The organism is Bacillus bruguierae (assembly GCF_037104725.1).
In the GTDB taxonomy this organism is placed as follows: Bacteria; Bacillota; Bacilli; order Bacillales; family Bacillaceae_G; genus Bacillus_A; species Bacillus_A bruguierae.
Window position 1 is genome coordinate 1 of the sequence record NZ_JBAWSX010000001.1, and the last position, 20,706, is coordinate 20,706.

Annotated in this window: 18 protein-coding genes and 2 pseudogenes; 10 read left to right on the top strand and 10 right to left on the bottom strand. The window is 33.6% G+C overall.

Annotated features, from left to right (window positions below; all coding sequences use genetic code 11):
- The first annotated feature begins 14 nt into the window (after window positions 1-14).
- Entirely contained in the window at window positions 15-2,546 is a 2,532-nt protein-coding gene (locus WAZ07_RS00005) for a non-ribosomal peptide synthetase (RefSeq protein ID WP_336470813.1), read from the top strand.
- A gap of 80 nt (window positions 2,547-2,626) precedes the next feature.
- Window positions 2,627-3,940 (top strand): MFS transporter, encoded by a 1,314-nt coding sequence (locus WAZ07_RS00010; protein ID WP_336470814.1) that lies wholly within the window; start codon window positions 2,627-2,629, stop codon window positions 3,938-3,940.
- A gap of 295 nt (window positions 3,941-4,235) precedes the next feature.
- Here the strand turns inward: WAZ07_RS00010 and WAZ07_RS00015 are convergent, their stop codons facing one another.
- Genes WAZ07_RS00015 through WAZ07_RS00025 form a run of 3 tightly spaced genes read right to left on the bottom strand, consistent with a single transcriptional unit; the run spans window position 4,236 to window position 6,810 of the window.
- On the bottom strand, window positions 4,236-4,937 hold the full coding sequence (locus tag WAZ07_RS00015; RefSeq protein ID WP_090920448.1) for a DUF4097 family beta strand repeat-containing protein: 702 nt from the start codon (window positions 4,935-4,937) through the stop codon (window positions 4,236-4,238).
- A gap of 30 nt (window positions 4,938-4,967) precedes the next feature.
- Window positions 4,968-5,900 carry an ABC transporter permease gene (locus WAZ07_RS00020; RefSeq protein WP_090920451.1) on the bottom strand — a complete coding sequence of 311 codons (933 nt, stop codon included), beginning with the start codon at window positions 5,898-5,900 and terminating at the stop codon, window positions 4,968-4,970.
- Window positions 5,893-6,810 carry an ABC transporter ATP-binding protein gene (locus tag WAZ07_RS00025; RefSeq protein ID WP_336470815.1) on the bottom strand — a complete coding sequence of 306 codons (918 nt, stop codon included), beginning with the start codon at window positions 6,808-6,810 and terminating at the stop codon, window positions 5,893-5,895. The genes WAZ07_RS00020 and WAZ07_RS00025 overlap by 8 nt, the downstream gene beginning before the upstream one ends.
- A 187-nt stretch (window positions 6,811-6,997) precedes the next feature.
- On the opposite strand from WAZ07_RS00025, the gene WAZ07_RS00030 reads away from it, so the two are divergent.
- Window positions 6,998-8,782: a hybrid sensor histidine kinase/response regulator transcription factor gene (locus WAZ07_RS00030; protein WP_336470816.1), complete on the top strand. Its 1,785-nt coding sequence runs from the start codon at window positions 6,998-7,000 to the stop codon at window positions 8,780-8,782.
- Window positions 8,783-9,060: 278 nt separating this feature from the next.
- Here the strand turns inward: WAZ07_RS00030 and WAZ07_RS00035 are convergent, their stop codons facing one another.
- Together WAZ07_RS00035 and WAZ07_RS00040 are read right to left on the bottom strand one after the other, a co-directional pair.
- Window positions 9,061-9,240 (bottom strand): hypothetical protein, encoded by a 180-nt coding sequence (locus WAZ07_RS00035; RefSeq protein WP_336470817.1) that lies wholly within the window; start codon window positions 9,238-9,240, stop codon window positions 9,061-9,063.
- A gap of 2 nt (window positions 9,241-9,242) precedes the next feature.
- Window positions 9,243-9,425 carry a hypothetical protein gene (locus WAZ07_RS00040; protein ID WP_336470818.1) on the bottom strand — a complete coding sequence of 61 codons (183 nt, stop codon included), beginning with the start codon at window positions 9,423-9,425 and terminating at the stop codon, window positions 9,243-9,245.
- A 159-nt stretch (window positions 9,426-9,584) separates the two neighbouring features.
- Between WAZ07_RS00040 and WAZ07_RS00045 the strand changes: the two genes are divergently transcribed.
- Genes WAZ07_RS00045 through WAZ07_RS00055 form a run of 3 tightly spaced genes read left to right on the top strand, consistent with a single transcriptional unit; the run spans window position 9,585 to window position 11,320 of the window.
- Window positions 9,585-10,094: a MogA/MoaB family molybdenum cofactor biosynthesis protein gene (locus WAZ07_RS00045; protein WP_336470819.1), complete on the top strand. Its 510-nt coding sequence runs from the start codon at window positions 9,585-9,587 to the stop codon at window positions 10,092-10,094.
- Window positions 10,091-10,675 carry a molybdenum cofactor guanylyltransferase gene (locus tag WAZ07_RS00050; RefSeq protein ID WP_336470820.1) on the top strand — a complete coding sequence of 195 codons (585 nt, stop codon included), beginning with the start codon at window positions 10,091-10,093 and terminating at the stop codon, window positions 10,673-10,675. The genes WAZ07_RS00045 and WAZ07_RS00050 overlap by 4 nt, the downstream gene beginning before the upstream one ends.
- Window positions 10,676-10,687: 12 nt before the next feature.
- A complete protein-coding gene (locus WAZ07_RS00055; RefSeq protein WP_336470821.1) occupies window positions 10,688-11,320 on the top strand; it encodes an NUDIX hydrolase in 633 nt (210 codons plus the stop codon).
- A 330-nt stretch (window positions 11,321-11,650) separates the two neighbouring features.
- On the opposite strand, the gene WAZ07_RS00060 is transcribed toward WAZ07_RS00055, so the two are convergent.
- Entirely contained in the window at window positions 11,651-12,184 is a 534-nt protein-coding gene (locus WAZ07_RS00060) for a GNAT family N-acetyltransferase (protein WP_336470822.1), read from the bottom strand.
- Window positions 12,185-12,829: 645 nt separating this feature from the next.
- Window positions 12,830-13,246, bottom strand: coding sequence for a hypothetical protein (locus WAZ07_RS00065; protein ID WP_336470823.1), 417 nt, complete (start codon window positions 13,244-13,246; stop codon window positions 12,830-12,832).
- Between the two features lie 225 nt (window positions 13,247-13,471).
- Between WAZ07_RS00065 and WAZ07_RS00070 the strand changes: the two are divergent.
- From WAZ07_RS00070 to WAZ07_RS00075, 3 genes and pseudogenes are all read left to right on the top strand, one after another.
- A pseudogene (locus WAZ07_RS00070) lies at window positions 13,472-16,393 on the top strand (collagenase); the annotation flags it as partial.
- Window positions 16,373-16,612: pseudogene (locus WAZ07_RS26160) on the top strand (hypothetical protein); the annotation flags it as partial. The pseudogenes WAZ07_RS00070 and WAZ07_RS26160, both read left to right, overlap by 21 nt.
- Before the next feature lie 432 nt (window positions 16,613-17,044).
- Complete coding sequence (locus WAZ07_RS00075) at window positions 17,045-17,935, top strand: DMT family transporter (RefSeq protein ID WP_336470825.1); 891 nt, start codon at window positions 17,045-17,047, stop codon at window positions 17,933-17,935.
- Window positions 17,936-17,967: 32 nt separating this feature from the next.
- Here the strand turns inward: WAZ07_RS00075 and WAZ07_RS00080 are convergent, their stop codons facing one another.
- Window positions 17,968-18,384, bottom strand: a complete 417-nt coding sequence (locus tag WAZ07_RS00080; protein ID WP_336470826.1) for a PH domain-containing protein — start codon at window positions 18,382-18,384, stop codon at window positions 17,968-17,970.
- Window positions 18,385-18,547: 163 nt separating this feature from the next.
- Here WAZ07_RS00080 and WAZ07_RS00085 point away from each other — a divergent pair, with 163 nt between their 5' ends.
- On the top strand, window positions 18,548-18,814 hold the full coding sequence (locus WAZ07_RS00085) for a SunI/YnzG family protein (RefSeq protein ID WP_336470827.1): 267 nt from the start codon (window positions 18,548-18,550) through the stop codon (window positions 18,812-18,814).
- A gap of 114 nt (window positions 18,815-18,928) precedes the next feature.
- On the opposite strand, the gene WAZ07_RS00090 is transcribed toward WAZ07_RS00085, so the two are convergent.
- The gene (locus WAZ07_RS00090) at window positions 18,929-20,074 is read right to left on the bottom strand and encodes a glycosyltransferase family 4 protein (protein ID WP_336470828.1); all 1,146 of its coding nucleotides are present in this window, start codon (window positions 20,072-20,074) and stop codon (window positions 18,929-18,931) included.
- Window positions 20,075-20,091: 17 nt separating this feature from the next.
- The gene (locus tag WAZ07_RS00095) at window positions 20,092-20,634 is read right to left on the bottom strand and encodes a phosphatase PAP2 family protein (RefSeq protein WP_336470829.1); all 543 of its coding nucleotides are present in this window, start codon (window positions 20,632-20,634) and stop codon (window positions 20,092-20,094) included.
- Window positions 20,635-20,706 lie beyond the last annotated feature (72 nt).

Sequence of the window (20,706 nt, forward strand, 5' to 3'; positions counted from 1 at the left end):
GTGGAGAAGCGTTGATGCCAGAACATGTAAAACGATTTAATAGTTTATGGCATGCAGCATGCGGAACCACGTTGCATAATTTGTATGGACCAACTGAGGCAACAGTAGAGGTTTCATACTATGATTGTCCAACTGAAAATGAATGTGTACCAGATTCAATTCCAATTGGTCAACCAATTGATAATGTCCGCTTATATATTTTGGATCGCTGTAACCAACTTGTACCAATTGGTGTTCCAGGTGAATTACACATTGCAGGGGATTGCCTCGCAAGAGGGTATTTGAACCGGGAAGAATTAACGAAAAAAGCTTTCGTAGAGGATCCGTTTGTTGAAGGGGAAAAAATGTACAAAACAGGCGACCTTGTACGATGGAAAGAAAATGGACAAATTGAATATCTAGGACGTATTGATCATCAAGTGAAAATTAGAGGGTATCGTATCGAACTAGGTGAAATCGAACAAACATTATTACAACATGAGATGATTCAAGAGGCTGTGGTAGTTGCGAGATTTAACGAAGCTAAAGAATTAATTTTATGTGGATATATAGTACACAAAGGTAATTTTAATGAAGATAAATTGAGAAATTATATGAATGAACAATTACCTAGTTACATGATTCCTGCGTTTTTAATTTCTATAGATGAAATGCCTTTAAATGCGAGTGGAAAGGCAGATAGAAAAGAATTAATGAGTAGAGAGCTGCCGACCAATGAACAGGAATCCAATGAAGAACCAGTTACTGAGTTGGAGACAGAGCTACATGAAATTTGGACAGAAATACTGGGCTTAAAAAGAATTGGTGTAAAGAGCAGTTTCTTTAATCTAGGTGGAAATTCCTTAACAGCTATTAAACTAATTTCTAGACTTCAAAACTTAGGTAAGAAAGTGAAGCTAAGTGATATTTTTGAACATCATACAATAAGAAGTTTAGCTCAGCACCTGCTTGATAATGATACAACTGATCGAATTCAATATTTGAATCATTTTGAACAGGTTGAACAGTTAATTGAAGAAAAATTCTTTGTTAAGTGTAAGATGAGTCAATTAACAATAGAGGATAATACATTAAATATTTTAACAGTAGAGGACCAACAACATGTAAGTCTAGAAGAATTGCAAGATGCAATAGATAAAAATTGTCATCCATCTGTTCAACCACATTATATTCTTATGGGTAAAGAGCAAAAATTGCCTAATAAAAACTTAGAAGCAGATGTGGTAAAAAAAGAATGGAAGGAAAAAATAGAGAACTTGCTTACAGAGTTCTCAGATTCTGTACTTTCTATGGAATCAGAAAGTGTAAGAGCAATTGTGCCTTCTCAATGCTATCACATTAATCAAACTGATATTTCTGGAACAGTAATGAAGTTTGAGCAGTATATGGATGTAGAAAATTTAAAGAAAGCTATATTAAAAGTCATAAGAGAACAGGATTTAATGAGAAGTAAGCTTATTAAAAAAGATAATGAATATATGTGGGAAACAGTACAGTGCCCAGAAGATATACTATTACCGTTTCTAGATATATCTGAATTTAGTTTTTCTACAAAACAAGAGTTAATGGATCAAATAATCTGGCCGTATTTTTATAAGAAATATGATCAAGATTCATTACAATATAGAATGATCTTAGTGAAAGAGAGTTTAAAAGATTATTTACTTATCCTACCATTTTCTCATTCGATTTTTGACTTTATGAGTGGTGAAATTATAAAGAACAAAATTGAACGATATTATAATTACTATCATAGAGGAAGTGTAGAAAATTGGACTAAAGATAATAGTTATTGGGATTATAATGAACAAATTATGCTGGGACCAATAGAGATTAGTGATGCCGAAATTGTAGAAAAATATAAGCTTAAGCAATTTAGTGAAGGTCAGAAAGCTATTTCTAATTTTGTAATTAATAATAAAAAAATAGGTGGAAACACTACGATTAAATTGGGAATGGAAATTAACAAGTTAAATGAAAAATATGGCGATGAAAGTAAACTTGAAGTGCCGTTTAATATGTTAGTTAATTTCTGTCATAAGTATTTTAATATTACCCATGCTCCAATTTTGATTGCGAACTATGCTAGAACTTTTAGGAATAAAAAATATTTTAATGTAATCGGTGAGTTTGTAGATTATATTCCAATCGTTGTATCAAAAGAAATGGATTTAATAACGAGTGGAAAGAAAATTAAAGAAAATATTGAGTTGGCGGTTTCAAAAAATATTAGTTTTGCTAACTTAATTTTCAATGAAAAGATGCAAGAAGATTATTCAATGTCAAGGGAATACCTTAAAGAATCATTGCAAGAGATTCCAATTGTTTTTAACTTCTTAGGCGAAATACGTAATGAACAAAAAATATTACAGTCTGTTGATTTACAAGAAGCTAATGTAAAGGATAGAAATAGAATTATTTGTGAAGTTTGGTATGAGGAAGACATGGTTTATGTAGCACTGACAATACCGTATGTAGAATCGGAAGAATTACTTGAACAATATTTAGTAGATACTCCAGAAAGTTTATTTTTACAAAATGTGTAAATAAGTGTAGTGATCTTCTGAAATAGTAAAGAAGTTTAGGTACTTCTTTACTATTTCAGTTTTATTTGAAAGGAGATACTATGAGTAATACAAGTGTACTACATCAACCGAAAGTCGAATCTTTGAATATGCTTATTTTTACAGTTACACGTTTTCTTTCAGAAATGGGAAGTTCAATATTTAAATTTGCACTAAGCCTATATGTTTTAGATGTAACTGGATCACCTACTGCCTTTTCGATGGTTTTAGGTTTTTCTATTATACCTGGAATACTTGTTAATATTTTTGCAGGTGTATATATTGATAAACATGATAAGAAGAAGATCATTATACTTTCAGAGGTTTTTAGTGGATTACTGCTACTAATTTTCTTTGGAGCTTTTAAGTTTTTTAGCCTAGACATTGTTAGTGTCACAATTTTCACTGTATTATTAAGCTTAATTCAAGCATTTTGTTTTTTGACATTAAACGCTTCTATTGCAAACATTGTGAATAATGATAAGGTAGCTAGTGTTAATTCGTCGTATCAAACGATTGGAGCTGTAATTAATGTTGTAGGACCGATATTAGGTGCGGTTATTTATAGATTAATTGATCTAGAAATGATCGTGCTAATCTATGGTATAGTAGTTATCTTGTCTGGTTTTTTTCAAGTATTTTTGAAATTTAAGCGTAAAACGATGGTTGAAGAGAACAAAAGTTACACAGAAAGCTTTAAGGAAGTATATAGATATATTAATAAGCAAACAGCTGTGAAATACTTATTAGTGGCATTCTTTACAATTAACTTTGTTCTTACACCTCTTTTACAAGTTGTTTTACCATATGTAATTTATCAAAAGTTAGACCTTTCTGGACAAGGATTATCTATTATTCAATCTTCTTACTTTGTTGGGATTATTATAGGTGCGTTATTAGTTTCAAGAAAAAAAATTATGCAAGCTGTCATAGATAAGATATTTATTTTGTTTCAAATACAAGCACTACTTTTTATGATGTGGTGTTTTCCAAATTTCTTATCACAAGATTTTTTAAACATAACGTTACTTATTATTGTAATTTATTGCATTATCATTTCTACAACAGGAATCTTTAATGCTTTAGCGAATATACCAATGACTTCACATATACAAATTCACACACCTGAAAATATTAGAGCTAGTTTTTTTGGTGTAGTTAGTTCTATTACAAGCATATGTACACCAATAGGCATGTGGTTATATGGAATATTGTTAGAGGGTATTAATTGGTTTTATATTCCAATCGCATCTGGTGTTATCGTTTTGATAGTTGGTTTTTTGGCAAATAGAAATGAAGAAGTAAAAAGCTATTTTAGTAAGGAAACATTAGAACAAGATATAGGCTTAAAACATGAAAAGGTAACTTCACATTAAACTACGCTAGCGTAAGGATAATAAAGTACTATATATATCCAAGTTAAAAAAACGACATAGAAACCCCTTTCTTTTAGAGGAGGACGAGAGCATCTGGCTGCGCATGAAAGCGGTCAGGGCCTTTTCCTGCCACATGCGAGGTTTAAAACAAAGGGAGGGAACAAGTGCAGATCATGTTGTATTCTACATAGCAATGATTTATATGTCGAAAAATTAAAATGGAATGAATTAAACCAACCGCATTATACTAAAAATGCGGTTGGTTTAATTCATTTTTATATCAATAAGTCGAAAGTTATTTATTGAATGTTACTTTCCCTTTAACACCATCCACTTTTATCTTATCATTTTTAGCGCCTAAAATCGTAACATTTTTTTCAATACCATTGATATCGGCTGAACCATCACCAATCTTAGCTCGTACTGATCCATCAATATCTTTAATAACAACAGCCCCGTTATTATTGTCAACATTAATATCAGATGACACGCTGGAAATATTAACTTTTCCATCCCTATTTGTTACACTTACAGTCCCTTTAACATTGGAAATGTCTATATTTCCATTAACATTAAGTATGTTTATATCTGAATCCAGTTTAGAAACTTTAATATCTCCGTCTCTATGGTTGTCTTTAAATTCTACTTTTACATTTTTAGGTACCGAGAGTTTAACATCAACCCAAGTTTCACTATTACTAAAGAATTGCCCGTCAAAAGATGTATTTAAGTGGGCAACTCCATTTTTCTCTGAAAGATCTAGCTTTAATTTGTCCATGCTAATTCCTTTTGCTTTTGCATTGATAGAAGCTACTATTTTATCCGATGTAGAGTTTGTTGAAATATCAATATTACCATTACGATTATCTAATGTTAGTGTTTTAACATTAGAGGCTGGTAGTTCCAGTTTTTGTTCTTTTGTTTCACTTTCAGAACTTGAACAGCCAGTAAGAATTAAAGGGATTAACGCACAGAAAGTAATTAATTTTTGTTTCATTTTGCTTTCCTCCAGTCTTTAATAAAAAATTTAAACGACATCTCTTTTTACAAAAATCGGATAAGAAACTAGATGCATGATGAATATATGAATTAAGATTAATATTAAAGCGAAACTTAAGGTCATTCCCTCTACAGGTGGACTCTCATATATAAAATTCGATAGATCTGTATTAGAGAAGATAAAATATTGTGTCCAGCTGAAACCTTTTAATGAAATGCTCATAACAAAACCTGCAATTGTTATTAAAAGAGAAAACACGATAGAGAATGTTGAACTTTTAAATGCAGCTGAAATCATAAATGCTAAAGTCGCAACAATAAGTAAGAAAGGAATTTTAAAGAGTAAGCTACCAATTAGTGCCTGAAGGACACTTGTTTTTTGAACGACTTGATCTTTGACAAATAAGTAGTCACCGTTTATGCCATCAAATCCTAACAGAATACCACTAAATATAATTGAAAGAATAAATGTGATTCCGACTAGAAACAGTCCAAATAATAAAGTCGAAATATATTTAGAAAAATATATTTCTGTACGAGTAGCAGTTCGAGTTAATAGAAATTTAATGGTTCCTGACTGAAATTCACTTGCCACACTTTCACCAGCTATTATTAAGGTAAGAATAGAAATCGCTACTAAAAAGTTTGTACTTTGTCCAATTGTAAAGAACCATGCATTGTTTTCTGGTTTTATATTATTGTCAATGTAGTACTTATTTAGTAAAAACTTTTTTTCATTTTCGAGTATTTCCACAGGTAATGTTTTAGATTCTTTTTCAACTTTAAGTAATTCATTTTCTTCTATAAGGGAAGTTTTCCAATCATCTCCATAGTTGACATGATGAGAAAATTTCACATTTAGAAATTGGACTAGAATAAATAGAACCATAACTCCTATCATGACCCAAGTTCTTTTTCGTTTAAAAGTTTTCATGTTTTCATTTTTTATTAGATTAAGCATTACGTAGTTCATCTCCTGTCATTTCGATAAATTTGTCCTCTAGAGTGGCTTTCATAGTTTGAACACCGTAAACATTTACTCCACTTCTTGCTAACGTATCACTAATTTCTGGTATACGTTCTTTACTAATTTTAATATTGATCATATTTTGGTTTGTTACAATTTCAGCTCCTACTAATAACTTTTGAAGTACTGGAATAGCTAAATCTGTTCGATCTACTTCAAATTGAACGTGACTTACCTTTTCTTTTGTAATATCTTTAATGTCATGTAAGCCCACCATATTGCCCTTATCAATAATAGCTATACGGTCACACATCATTTCCATTTCAGCCATTTGGTGGCTTGATACAACAATTGCTACATTTTCAACTTTAGCTAGCTTTTTTAAATGAAGCCTTAAATCACGAATACCTTTAGGATCAAGCCCATTTGTAGGTTCATCTAATAGTAGAAGTGAAGGCTTGTGTACTAAAACAATCGCAAGGGCAAGCCGTTGTTTCATTCCTAAAGAGTAAGTTGAAACTTTATTATGAATACTTTTCTCTAAACCAACTAAAGATACAACCTCATTTAATCGTTCGTTTGGGACATTGGGCGTCATACGAGAGAAGTGAAGAAGATTATCATAGCCAGATAGAAATTTGTACAAATCAGGGTTTTCAACAATTACGCCTACATGTCTCATCGCCCCTTTAAAATCTTTATCTACATTTTTTCCATTGATTTCAACTGTTCCACTAGATTTTGAAATTAATCCAACTATCATTCTAATTGTCGTGGTTTTTCCAGCTCCGTTTGGACCGAGGAGTCCAAGTATTTCTCCTTCGTTCACATCAAATGACAATTGATTGACAAGTGTTTTTTTTCCGACTTTTTTAGTTAAATTGCTTACTTGCAAGATACTCACTTTTTTCATCTCCTTATTCATTTTCATTTTCGATTCAATATTATGAGTCGTGTTCTTGGTATCAACGTATCAAAATTAATGTAATAAAGTACAGTGACAAAATGTAATAACCTTGCTATGATAAAAATATAATGATGTAAAATATATACATTAAGTAGAAGTTTTTTAGTAGGAGGTGCTTATACAGTTGATTTCCATACAAAATAAATTACTTTGGCAGCATTGGTCAATCGTATTCATTCGTATCTTTTGGATTACGGCAGTTACGATTTTAACGTATCAAGATAATCCTACATTTCCTTTTGAAATTGTTTTTGGTATGACTTTAATACTGTATGTCATACCTGTAATATTATATAAAATTCGATATGAACTATATTTATTGGCTGAGATAATATTAGTGGGAGGGCTTTCGCTTTATCTTGCATATACTTATCATTTAGCACAGTTTTTTTCTCCTGCAATTTTAACATTGGCATTTTTTTGTCGTGGAAAAGCTAATTTCTATACATTACCTTTAACAATTATCGTTTATATATTCGGAGTTTTCTTGAATTTTGATTATAAATTAAATCACCTGCTTCTAAATATATTTGACGTTCTTTTCATCTATGGTGTTGGACATGTGTCACAGAGAATTGTTTTTTCTATGGATTCAATTAAACAAAAACTCGAATTAATTAAAGAGAAGAATGCGATTTTAGAACAATACTCTTCACAAGTTGAAAGAATGACCTTACTTGAGGAAAGATGTAGAATGGCAAGGGAATTACATGATACTGTTGGTTATAAATTTACGTCAGTTATATTAAGTATGGAAACATTAAAACCTCATTTAACTACTGAAGAGGGGAAAAAAAAATTACAAGATATATTAGATATGTCACGATCTGGCTTAGAGAGTATTCGAAGGCAAATTCATGAAATGGATCCATTGGAAGAGGAGTCAAATTTAGATGTATCTTTACTTAATATTATAGAAGAATTTAAAAGCAATACACACATTGATGTTGTTTTTCGAACAATTGGAGAGCAGTATACGATAGCGAAAAAAGTTAAAATGACTTTTTGTCGTTGTTTACAAGAGGCAATGACAAATGCAACTAGGCATGGAGAAGCAGAATCGATACAAGTTCTTTTACAATATCATAAAAGTCATGTCATGCTTCAGGTACAAGATAATGGTAAAGGAATAGAATATATCCAAGAGGGATTTGGCTTATCTGGAATGAGAAATCGTTTAAATGAATATCAAGGAAGCTTGTACATAGACTCTCAAAAGAATGTTGGCACCATTTTAACTTGTGTAATTCCAAGTTTAAATATAGAGAAGACTCCTACTCAAGATGAAATAAATATACTAATAGTAGATGATCAATCTATGGTTTTAGATAGCTTACAACTTTTATTGACTGAATATACTGGTTTTCATGTTACTATTGCGAATAGCGGAAGACAAGCGTTAGAAAAATGTGAAGTAAATCAACCAGATATTATTCTTATGGACGTACAAATGCCTGAGATGAATGGGATTATAACGACAGAAGAAATTAAAAGGAAATGGCCAAATATTAAAGTTATTATGGTGACGACTTTTGAAGAATCTTCTAGTGTTTCTGAAGCGCTTAAAGCAGGGGCTGAAGGATATGTACTTAAATCTGCCCCGCCTAAAGAATTAGTAGCGGCAATTAGATTAGTAAATTCAGGAGGGACTATGTTGTCTCAAGGTGTTGCGAATCGTTTGTTTAATGAATATAACTCAATACCGAAAAAGTATCCTTATGAATTGACGCGACGTGAAATTGAGGTCTTAGGTGCTCTTAAAGAGGGCCTTCGATATAAAGAAATTTCCCAAAAATTGTTTTTATCTGAAGGGACTGTAAGGAATTATGCTTCTTCTATATATATGAAGCTTAAGGTTTCAGGGAGAAGTGAAGCTGTAAAAAAAGCAGATGAGGAAGCTTTATTATAAATAATACGGATAATTTACTAGAATAGTTACATACACTACTATATAAATACAAATTAAAAAATTGACATAAAAACCGTCTTTCTTTTTAGGCGGGCGAGAGCAGCTGGTCATGCATAGAAGCGGTCATGTTGTATTCTACATAGCAGCATTATATGGCGAAAAATTAAAATAGATATATAGAATATACAAGTCAATCAAGAGCGTTCTTTTTTGTTGTTACTTTAAAATAGAATTCGTTATAGGAATAAAAAATCTTTGCGCACACACGCAAAGACTTTTTATTTTCGTTCCTCTAGTTTTCCAACACAAGAAGTGCAATACACTTCGCCGCTGAGTTCAATATATTTTTGAATATTTGTCATCCCACTTGGTGGATATTGCATGTACACCCAAGAACGTTCATGTACTGCAATTTCCTTCCCACATGTTGTACACATAGTTGATTTTTTACCAAACATAGTTAGTCCCCTTTACGATAACGAATTTTTCCTGCACAAAAGGCTGAACATAGTAAAAAGAGTGTGCCAAGTCCCCAGCCTCCAATTGCAGCATATGGTACAGCGTCTTTTAATGCCATGCCAGCGCTAATAGAAGCGACGAATAGCAAAATAAATACCGTCGTTAATTTTCTCATTGTATCCATATGAAGTTCCCCCTTTAAAAGTCTATATTTTTATTATAAGGTAAATTTCGGAAAAGAAATGTTTTTTCGATAAAGAAGTGTGATAGGTCTCACATTTTTTTACTGTTATATTATGTATGATAAAATTTAGAAAAGCTTATCAATGAGGAGGAAAAAAGAATGAGCGTCACAGAACATAAAAAACAAGCACCTGTACAAGTTCGTTGTAAAATCATCACAATCTCGGATACGCGTACAGAAGAAACCGATAAAAGTGGTAAGCTATTAAAAGAGTTATTAAGAGAAACAAATCATCAAGTAACAGCGTATGAGATTGTGAAAGATGATAAGGAAAGCATTCAGCAAGCTGTCTTGTCTGGATATCATCAAGAGGATGTTGACGTTGTATTAACTAATGGAGGAACAGGTATTACAAAGCGTGACGTGACAATTGAAGCTGTTTCTCCATTATTAGATAAGGAAATCGTTGGTTTTGGTGAGTTATTTCGAACGATTAGTTATTTAGAAGATATCGGCAGCGCAGCGATGCTAAGCAGGGCGATTGGCGGAACAATTGGTACAAAGGTGGTCTTTTCTATGCCAGGATCGACAGGTGCAGTTCGTCTGGCAATGAATAAATTAATTTTACCAGAGCTTGGCCATATTACATTTGAGCTGCATCGTCAATGAAAATAGCAGGAATTGTATTAGCCGGCGGGAGATCGAGTCGTTTTGGAGAGCCGAAAGCATTAGCAAATTGGCAGGGGAAAACATTTATTGAGCATAGTATAGAAGCGTTAAAAGAAGTTGTAACAGATATGGTTGTCATTAGCCATTCAGACATTACAGATGAGCTTTCACATATGCTGAATGTTCCTGTTATAGAAGATCTTGCGCTGTATAAAGGAAACGGCCCGCTTGCTGGTTTAGTAACAGGCATGGGATATGTAAGCGCAGACTGGTACATCGTTGCACCGTGTGACACACCAAATGTTTCGAAAGAGTGGGCACTGGAATTAATAGAACGAGCGGAAGAAGCATATGAAGCAATTGTTCCGTTAGCTGAAGGGCGGAAACAACCGCTTTTAGCACTATACCATTATAAAGTAAAAGAGAAAATAGAACGGTTATTAAAAGAAGAGAAAAGAAGTATGCAGGGGTTATTATCGCAGTGTAACGTTCAGTATGTAACGGTGACAGAAACAGATATTTTTGTAAATGTGAATACAAAGGAAGAATATAAGGAATTACAGAAGAAAAAGAGCAAATAAGGGGAGTACATAATGGAAAGCGAATTACTAAAAATATTTGATGAACATAGAAATCCAGTCGGAGTCGCAACACGTGAAGAAGTACATAAAATAGGGCATTGGCATGAAACATTTCATTGCTGGTTTATAAGTAGGGAAAATGGAGTAGATTATATTCATCTGCAAATTCGTAGTCATATAAAAAAGGATTATCCAAATTTGTTAGACATTACAGCCGCGGGACATATACTAGCTCATGAAAACGTGTACGACGGAATACGCGAAGTGCAAGAAGAAGTGGGGATTGATGTCTCGTTTGATGAACTTATATCATTAGGCATTATCAATTATTGCGTTACAATGGAAGATTTTATTGATAAAGAATTAGCTCACGTCTTTTTATATGAAATGAAAGGCACAATGGACGATTATACACTGCAAGCAGAAGAAGTGTCAGGTATTGTCAAAATTGACTTCAATAGTTTTGCTGAACTTTGGTTAGGAGAAAGAAATGAAATTACAGTAGAAGGATTCGAAATGAATGAAGCCGGAGAAAAAGTTTCTATTCATAAAACGATAGATAAAAGTTATTTTGTGCCGCATGAGCTTTCGTATTATGAGAGCATTATCACGTTGATGAGAGAGAATATGAAGTTATTGGTCTAAAAAATGATTGCTCTGTATTTACAAATCAAAATCATCCAAAAAAACAACCACATAAGATTGAATTAGCAAAAGCACTCATATTCGAATGCTTTTACTTTCGTAAAAATAATACATTTATATATCTAAAATATATAAATGTATTTTAATTTTTCGACACATAAGTCGTTGCTATGGAGAAAAAAGTGGTCTGCACTCGCTTTCTCACTTTGTTTTATCCCTTGCCCGTAGCAGAAAAAGACCCTGACCGCTCCTATGCATGGCCAGATGCTCTCGTCCCCCCTAAAGAAAAGAGGTTTTATGTTGTCTTTGTTAATTGTGTATACAGAATATTTAAATCAACAATCCCATAATAAGAGTACTATAATACATACCATCTATATACGTATCTTGTTGTAATAATCCTTCTTCTTTAAAGCCAACTTTCTTATAAAGTTCTATTGCTCTATCATTGTCCTCTCGAGTTACAAGATGTATTTTCTTAGTTGTTCCATTTCCTTTCGCCCATTCAATAAGTTCGTCCATCAATGTTCTGCCTAAACCAAGTCCGCAGTGTTCTTCTGCAATTACGATTCCGAGCGTTCCTACATGCTTCGTTCGCGCTTTTTGACTAGAGGTAATAGATGCGATACTGATGATCTCATTATCCATTGTTGCTAGCAATATAATTGAATGATTATCTGTTCTAGTAGACTCGATGAAGTTTTCATAATCATGTTGAGACATACTGAACCCATTTTTTCCGAACGAAAGAAAATCAGTTTCTCCGCCGACTATATTATAAAATTTGATCATAGACTGAGCGTCTTCTTGGACAGCTTCTTTTATCATCACTTCTTTACCATTTTTTAAACATATTTTTTTCATATTTCTCAGCTTCTTTCAATTTTAATTTTTCGAGATATAAATTGCTGCTATGCAGAATACAACATGACCGCTACTTGCTTTCTTCTTTTGTTTTAAACCTTGCATGTGGCAGAAAAAGGCCCTGACCGCTTCTATGCACGGCCAGATGCTCTCGTCCTCCCTGAAAAAGAAAGTTTTTTTAACTTGTATATAGTTATATCCATCATAATATTAATGTTTGAAATTTTATAGCTTTCATTTTTGAATTAAAAATATATAAATTCATTTTAATTTTCCGACATATAAATCGCTGCTATGCAGAATACAACATGACCGCTACTTGCCCTGTGCTTTAAACCTAGCCTGTGGCAGAAAAAGGTCCTGACCGCTTCTATGCACAGCCAGATGCTCTCATCCATTCAAAAGAAAGAAGTTTTTAATTTGTATATATAATAAAGCAAGGGGATTAGAATGATACAAAAAAGCGAAGAACCATAAAGATTCTTCGCTTTTTTGTAATTGAATACTAGGGTATCTTGCTATATATGAGGTAAATTCACTCTTTATATATATTATAACACTGTAAATTATTTGAATTTTATGCAATATTGCATATCGTACTTTTAGGATGTTGTCAGTTTGAGATGTGTTGGTTTGTTATTTATGTTAAGAAACACATATAAAGTTTCTGATTTGTGAATATCGATAGCTTACTTTGCGACGTCGTCCTGCTTGCCAGGTATATCCGGATACTCCGTGCGTTCTTACTTCAGTAGGGTAAAACCAAAAATTTCTTCCAAAAGGTCCTTGTCCTTTTAAGCCAATAAATCCCCATCTTCCTAAACAATTACACATCAATGATCGTATTTGACCCATTTGTACAGGAGAAGAAAATGTTGATGGTACTGATGGTGCTTGTGCCGGTGGTGCTGATGTTGGAGCATCTTCAGCATCGTCGGGACGATATACGTCATCATCGATTTCTCTTATGTCCTCGAAGGATTGATAACCAGGAGTTTGCATAGGGTAATACTGTGGTTGATTATAATTTGCATATGGAAAATACATTGGTTGATTATTCATGAAAACATCACCTCATCTTTTTTATCCACATTTACAATATCAGTATGTTGTGTACTCCTTATATGAAGCTTATTCATAGCCTAAAAATGCCTTTCTCTTCTGTTGAATCATTCACAAAGTGTTTAAAAACTATTCAAAAGTAATATGAAATCTTGCATATTTAATTTTATTCATTTAAATAATATGTTATCTTGTTTCAGTTATATATTGGTATGGAGGGACATTATGAAAAAGAAAATGAATAAAATTATGCTTGGAGTTAGTACAATGGCATTGTCGTTAGGGGCATTGCAAGCTGAAGTATCAGCGGAAGAAAAAGTACCTTACAATGTACTGCAAATGAAACCAGCAGGGATAGAAACGCCAAAAGATGCAGTTGCTCATTCCTCAAAAGCTGATGAAACATTATCATTTGAAGACCGTTTAAAAGTAGGAGATTTTTCACAGAAGCCAGCTTCCGCTAAGACAAGTGTGAAAGCGGAGCAGTCTCAGAAAAGCTATACTTTAGATGAACTGAATAAAATGAGCGATGAGGAGTTAATTAATACACTAGCAAATATTCGCAGCGGACAAATTAAAGGTTTATTTCAGTTTAATGAAGAAACAAAAGCTTTCTATAAAAATAAAGAGCGTATGCAAGTAATTATGAACGGATTAGAGAGACGAGGAAGTACGTTTACAAAAAATGATACAAAAGGAATTGATACATTTACTGAAGTGCTCCGTTCCGCTTTTTATGTCGGAGCTTATAATGAGGAATTAAGTTATTTAAAAGAGAGAAGCTTCAAGGATAAGTGTTTACCTGCACTGAAAGCAATTGCAAAGAATCCAAACTTTAAACTTGGTACAGCTGAGCAAGATTTGGTTGTAAATGCATACGGGGATTTAATGAGGAATGCTTCTAGTGACATTGAAACGGTGCAATATGCAGCAAAAATTTTAAAACAGTATAATAATAACCTTTCTACATATGAAAGTGACCGTAAGAAAGGAGATGCTGTATACGCTTTGATGGGAGCTGTCGATGCCAGTATAGATACTGATTGGGTCCTTTCGGGTAAAGAGCCAAATGCGACAATGTGGTATGGGAAGATTGATAGTTTTATAAATGAAGTCAATAAAATGGCGCTTATAGGTAATGTGACGGATAAAAATGGTTGGCTCATTAATAATGGGATTTACTATGCAGGACGTTTAGGGAAATTTCATAGTAATCCGAAGAAAGGGTTAGACGTTGTTACGCGAGCAATGGGGATGTATCCATATTTAGGAGAGCAATATTTTGGTGCGGCACAGCAGATTACTACAAATTACGGCGGAGTAGATGCGAACGGAAAAACAGTAAATTTAGATCAAATTAAAGAAGAGGGAAAGAAGAAATTTTTACCTAACACGTATACATTTGATGACGGGGCGATTGTCTTTAAAACGGGAGATAAAGTGACAGAGGAAAAAATCCAAAGAATGTACTGGGCTGCGAAAGAAGTAAAAGCACAATATCATCGTGTAATCGGAAATGATAAAGCATTAGAACAAGGGAATGCGGATGATGTATTAACAATCGTGATTTATAATACGCCAGATGAATATAAATTTAACCAGCAATTGTACGGATACGAAACGAGTAATGGTGGTATTTATATAGAAAACGTCGGAACGTTCTTTACATATGAACGTACACCGCAGCAAAGTATTTTTAGTTTGGAAGAATTGTTCCGTCATGAATTTACACATTATTTACAGGGAAGATATGAAGTGCCTGGATTATGGGGGCAAGGGGAATTACAGCAAAATGAACGTTTGACATGGTATGAAGAAGGAAATGCAGAATTTTTTGCGGGATCGACGCGTACGAATAATGTAGTGCCGCGTAAGAGTGTTATAAGAGGTTTATCAAACGAACCAGCAAAACGCTATACAGCAGAACAAACACTATATGCAAAATACGGAACGTGGGATTTTTATAACTATTCCTTTGCATTGCAGTCTTATATGTATAATCACAAATTTGATACATTTGATAAAGTACAAGATTTAATTCGTGCAAATGATGTGCAAGGTTATGATGCATACCGAGAGGCGTTAAGTAAAGATGCACAATTGAATAAAGAATATCAAACATATATGCAGCAATTAATTGATAATCAAGAAAAATTTACTGTGCCGCAAGTATCAGATGATTATGTAGTAAGTCATGCACAGAAAGCATTAGCTGAAGTGAAGCAGGAAATTGCGGATGTTGCGAATGTAAAAGATGCAACGATTACAAAGCACAAGTCTCAATTCTTTAATACGTTTACAGTTGAAGGTACGTATACAGGCAATGCAACGAAAGGTGAATCTGAAGACTGGAAAACGATGAGTAAACAAGTGAACGAAGCATTAGAGAAGCTGTCACAAAAAGAGTGGAGCGGTTATAAAACAGTAACAGCGTACTTTGTAAATTATCGTGTAAATAATGAAAATCAGTTCCAATATGATATTGTTTTCCACGGCATTGCAACAGATGAAGGCGCAAATCAAGGAACGATTGTAAGGCGAAAAGATTCATATTCTGGGGAAGAAAATAACGCAATTCAGTTTAAGAGAGAGAGTTCAAAAGCTGAAGATCGAAACATCGTTTCTTATCTTTGGGACTTTGGAGATGGGGAAACAAGTACAGAAGAAAATCCTACGCATGCGTATGAAAAAGCAGGAACGTATACGGCAACCTTAACAATGGAAGATGATCAAGGAAAAGAAAGTAAAGAACAAGTGACAGTTCATGTAGAGCGAGCAAGAGCAACATATTACGGAGAAGAAAATAGCGCAATTCAGTTTAAGAGCGATAGTTCAAAAGCTGAAGGTCGAAAAGTTGTTTCTTACCTTTGGGACTTTGGAGATGGGAAAACAAGTACAGAAGAAAATCCTACTCATACATATGAAAAAGCAGGAACGTATACGGCAACCTTAACAACGAAAGATGATAAAGGAAAAGAAAGTAAAGAACAAATGACAGTTAGTGTAGATCGAATAGGAGCAACTGAAACAGAACCAAATAATCATCTTGAACAAGCAAATGTAATTCCGTTTAATACGCTTCTCAAAGGTTCACTTGATAATGAAGATGCTAAGGATATTTATACATTTAACGTGTCATCACCAAAAGAAATGGATATTTTGGTCAAAAACAAAGATAACATCAACATGATGTGGGTACTTTTTCATGAATCAGATATGAAAAACTACGTTGCAGCCGAAAGACCTGATGGGAGCCCTGATGGAACTATACTTAAAGGGAAGTTTACTGCAAAACCAGGGAAGTATTATTTATATGTGTATGCCCCTAATTTTGTAACCGGGACATATTCTGTTAAAGTAAAATAAAGATAGAAATAGAGATATTTCTTTATAGAAAGAAGTGTCTCTACAAACTGTTGAAAAACGATTTTTTCAACAAAGTGAGAAGAAAGCAGATTATATTTGCTTTCTTCTTTTTTGCTATTTGTATACGTTAAAATTTAGAATAAACAAAGAGGATAGCTAGAGAAATAGTTTGTAGGAGACTCGGCAGTGAGAGTCTTCATGCACTGATTCAAAAATTGTTTCTTCCGAATAGTCGTTTCTGGTAAGGAATCCCTGCTTTCCATGATATTGAGATAGTTGTTTGTCTGTATTCATATGTATATTCCTCTTTTATGCATACGTAAAAAAACTAAAATTCAATGAGAAAAGTAGGAATTTTGCAAGTAAGAAGGAGTTACAGCATATGTCTCGAAAATTAATGGAGTAAAGTATCGGATATAGCGGGGGAAATATATGAAAAGATGGGGAATTGAATTACTGCTTTTATGTGTTGTTATCATATGGGGCGTCAATTATACAATCGGAAAATACGGACTCGTAGAATTAACTGCAATCCAATTTACAGCCATTCGCATGGTTACTGCGGCACCGCTGTTATTGTTGCTAACGTTTTACATAGAAAAATCGCTTTATATTGCATGGAAAGATATGATAAGACTTATTTTTGTTAGCATGGTTGGGATTACGCTGTATCAAACGTTATTTATGGAGACGATTCAATATACGTCTGCAACAAATGCATCGTTATTAATCTCGATTTCTCCCATTTTTACGACGATGTTTGCTGTATTTTTGAAAGAAGAGCAGTTTTCATCACGTAAACTTGTTGGATCAGTTATTGCGTGTATCGGAGCGGCACTTGTATTACTTGCAGGGCATTCTCTTGTGCAATCTTTTTATGGTAATGCAATTGGGCTCATTACTTCGATTTGCTGGGGATTGTATCCTGTTTTAGCAACGCCGCTTATGAAAAGGTATTCTGCTTTGCGCGTAACGGCCTGGGCTTCAGCAATTGGTGCGGTGCCGCTTGTATTATTGAGCGGTTGGCAAATTGTTCAGTTACCTTTTGCGATCGAGCACAGCAGTACATGGTTTTCGTTACTCTATTCCATTTTTCTTGTTACTGTATTTGGGCTTGTGATGTGGTACGTTGGGATTCAAAAAATTGGTGCATCACATACGATGGTATATATGTACATTACACCGTTTGTAGCGGTTTTATTTGCAGCAATATGGGCAAGAGAGCAATTATCTTTACAACAATTGATTGGCGGGCTCGTTATTTTTATTGGTTTATGGTTTGTAAAGTCAGAGAAACGGTTACTTGTAATAGAAGAAAAGTGACTATTTTGTAATAAATAAACCTACTAAAACTATTAATTAGCAGGTTTATTTATTATCTTTATATTAGGACATTTTTCTTTTAATAAACGAATAAATGTCTCCTCGTCTTGCGGCACACAAACTGTTATTATATCAAATAAACCATACATAATTTCTAATCGCTGTCTTGTCCATTTGTTTGAATCCAATGGTTTTCCGTAGTATTTCATATGTTGGAGATCATTAAAAGGGATTTCGGTGTTTGTGAAATAATATTTAATAATGAGTGATTCATCAGTGATTGTGTAAGTAGATTTATAAACAAATAAAAAGTTGATTATGTTTAACAAAATCATACAACTTAAGTAAATATTATTCGTTTCTTGTATGAAAAATAGTGCAATAAAAAAGAAAATAGTCAGTAAAAGTATAAGCATATGAAAAGGATTTTGCTTTACTTTGAATTTCATGTATATCCACCTCGGTATCTTTGGTACATAAAATAATTATAATACAATAATTACTTTGGAAAATATGCATAATTGCATATTTTATTTTTTGTTAATAATGTAAAATTTTTAATATATTCTCATTTTTTGTTATGGGATGAATAAAAAGAAAGGTCTTGATCATATGCCAGGAATTAAAATTACGAAAGCAGATGAAGAATTAATGATTGAATGGCAATTAGCAAAAATTCGTATTCCATTGAAGGAAATTATTGAGGTTACTGAAGATGACACTTATGGTGGAAAAGAAGCGAAAGCTATTCGAATCGGAATGCCGCAAGGGACAACAGATCGAATTTTGATTAGGACTAAAAAACAAGCTTATTTGTTGTTTACTACAAATAAAACTTCAATTTTAAATACGATACACTCAGCTCGTATTAACGGGTAGTAAGATTTCTTCAAAAATTTTAAGATTGAAGCTTCCGCTAATGGGATTCCTCCCACTGATAGAAGTTTCAATCTTAAGTTAAACTTCCATATGTTTAGCTCAACAAGAGTGAGATTACGCCAGCATTTCCGCTTTTCGGTTTTGAATTACATCTTCATAATGCATAACAAGGTCGTTGAAAATTTCATCCCAGCTTTGTGTTAAAGCGTAATTTCTACCTTGTTGCCCCATATACTCACGCTTTATTGGATGATCAAGCAATGTATAAATACAAGATAAAAAAGAGTCTATTTGTTTCGGCTCACAAAGAAGACCAGTTGCTCCGTTTGTAATAATGTTTTTCACACCGCCTGCGTTTGCACCGATAACCGGTGTGCCGCATGCCAGCGATTCTAAGACGACGTTTCCGAATGTTTCTGTTGGGGATGGGAATACCATAATATTTGAACAAGCATATGCTTCAGCTAATTCATCTCCTTGTAAATATCCAGTAAATGTTATATTTTCTGTCATTATTTCTTTTATTTCACCAGCGAAAGGGCCATCTCCGACGATTAGCCAATGAATATCATTTTGTCGTTTTTTTGTTGTTTGTTTTATTAATACCAGCAAGGTTTCAATATCTTTTTCAGGAGCTAAACGTCCAACGTAAGAGAGGATGTACGGTGATGTGATGCTATATTTTTTTCGAAATGCGTCTTGATCGTAATGAGGATGAAATAGATTGCAATCTACTCCTCGGCCCCAAAGATATAAGTCTTGGAAGCCTTTTTTCTGTAGTTGTTGCATCGTTTCAAGAGAAGGAACGAATGTTTTTTGCAGAGCGCTATGAAACCATTTTAAATAATTCCATAACATCTTGGAGAAGAATTCAATTTTATAATATTGTAAATATGCATCAAAATCTGTGTGATATGAGCCGACGAGAGGGATGTTCAGTTTTTTTGCGTAATACATACCGCAAAGCCCCATGTTAAAGGGGGTTGCGACATGGATAAGATCCGGCTGAAATTGAAAGAGTTCTTTTTTGATGAAACGTGGATTTGGAAATGCTAATCGGCATTCTGGATAGAGCAGTTTAAGCGGGATGCTTTTCATTTTATTGACGTTGGTAACGAAGTGATCTTCCGTTGTATGATGCGGGGCAAATACAGAGTAAGCAATATTTTGTTTTTGCAAATACTGTGTAAAACGATCGAGTGTTTTGGCAACACCGTTCACTTGCGGTGTAAACGTATCTGTAAAGATGGCAATCTTCATCAGATTCCCTCCTTCTTCTATATAAAAAGTGGAATGAATTGATAATAAGAAACAATGCCGGCTATTGTCCCGAGACACATGCCAACGAGTACATCAGATGGATAGTGCAGGCCAAGATAAATACGCGAAATGCCCACGCTAATTGCCACTGGAAGTAGCAAAAATGTTATGCTTGGTTCATATAATAGAAAAGGGATAATCACAGAAAAGATAGCCGTCGTGTGTCCAGATGGAAAAGAATGATCCGCTAATGGATTCGTCGGATACTTTGCATTATGAATGGTTAAATAAGGACGTTTTCGCGGATAAAACTTTTTTAAAATTTGCACAGGAATATGACTAATCGCAAGGGAAATAGCACTTGCAATTGCTATGCCTCGTAAAGATCCGTTTGTGAGAACAAGTAAGAATATAATAAGAGAGATTGTAAAGGTTGCACCGCCCATATGTGTAATGGTGCGAAAAAAGATGTTTAATGTTTTACGCTCGAAATAGCGATTAATTCCTTTGAAGATGTAGCACTCTATTTTATATAAGGAGCTAATGGGTCTAGTTTTCATCAAACTTCTCCTCCTAACTGAAGTCTCACTTTTATTTTAATGAAATTTTATTGAGGGAATACTAAGGTTTTG

Bases quoted from the DNA above. Each gene is read 5' to 3' on its own strand.
- WAZ07_RS00005 (WP_336470813.1), top strand. From the start codon at position 15: ATGCCAGAACATGTAAAACGATTTAATAGTTTATGGCATGCAGCATGC.
- WAZ07_RS00010 (WP_336470814.1), top strand. From the start codon at position 2,627: ATGAGTAATACAAGTGTACTACATCAACCGAAAGTCGAATCTTTGAAT.
- WAZ07_RS00015 (WP_090920448.1), bottom strand. From the start codon at position 4,937: ATGAAACAAAAATTAATTACTTTCTGTGCGTTAATCCCTTTAATTCTT.
- WAZ07_RS00020 (WP_090920451.1), bottom strand. From the start codon at position 5,900: ATGCTTAATCTAATAAAAAATGAAAACATGAAAACTTTTAAACGAAAA.
- WAZ07_RS00035 (WP_336470817.1), bottom strand. From the start codon at position 9,240: ATGTTTGGTAAAAAATCAACTATGTGTACAACATGTGGGAAGGAAATT.
- WAZ07_RS00040 (WP_336470818.1), bottom strand. From the start codon at position 9,425: ATGGATACAATGAGAAAATTAACGACGGTATTTATTTTGCTATTCGTC.
- WAZ07_RS00045 (WP_336470819.1), top strand. From the start codon at position 9,585: ATGAGCGTCACAGAACATAAAAAACAAGCACCTGTACAAGTTCGTTGT.
- WAZ07_RS00050 (WP_336470820.1), top strand. From the start codon at position 10,091: ATGAAAATAGCAGGAATTGTATTAGCCGGCGGGAGATCGAGTCGTTTT.
- WAZ07_RS00055 (WP_336470821.1), top strand. From the start codon at position 10,688: ATGGAAAGCGAATTACTAAAAATATTTGATGAACATAGAAATCCAGTC.
- WAZ07_RS00060 (WP_336470822.1), bottom strand. From the start codon at position 12,184: ATGAAAAAAATATGTTTAAAAAATGGTAAAGAAGTGATGATAAAAGAA.
- WAZ07_RS00065 (WP_336470823.1), bottom strand. From the start codon at position 13,246: ATGAATAATCAACCAATGTATTTTCCATATGCAAATTATAATCAACCA.
- WAZ07_RS00075 (WP_336470825.1), top strand. From the start codon at position 17,045: ATGAAAAGATGGGGAATTGAATTACTGCTTTTATGTGTTGTTATCATA.
- WAZ07_RS00080 (WP_336470826.1), bottom strand. From the start codon at position 18,384: ATGAAATTCAAAGTAAAGCAAAATCCTTTTCATATGCTTATACTTTTA.
- WAZ07_RS00085 (WP_336470827.1), top strand. From the start codon at position 18,548: ATGCCAGGAATTAAAATTACGAAAGCAGATGAAGAATTAATGATTGAA.
- WAZ07_RS00090 (WP_336470828.1), bottom strand. From the start codon at position 20,074: ATGAAGATTGCCATCTTTACAGATACGTTTACACCGCAAGTGAACGGT.
- WAZ07_RS00095 (WP_336470829.1), bottom strand. From the start codon at position 20,634: ATGAAAACTAGACCCATTAGCTCCTTATATAAAATAGAGTGCTACATC.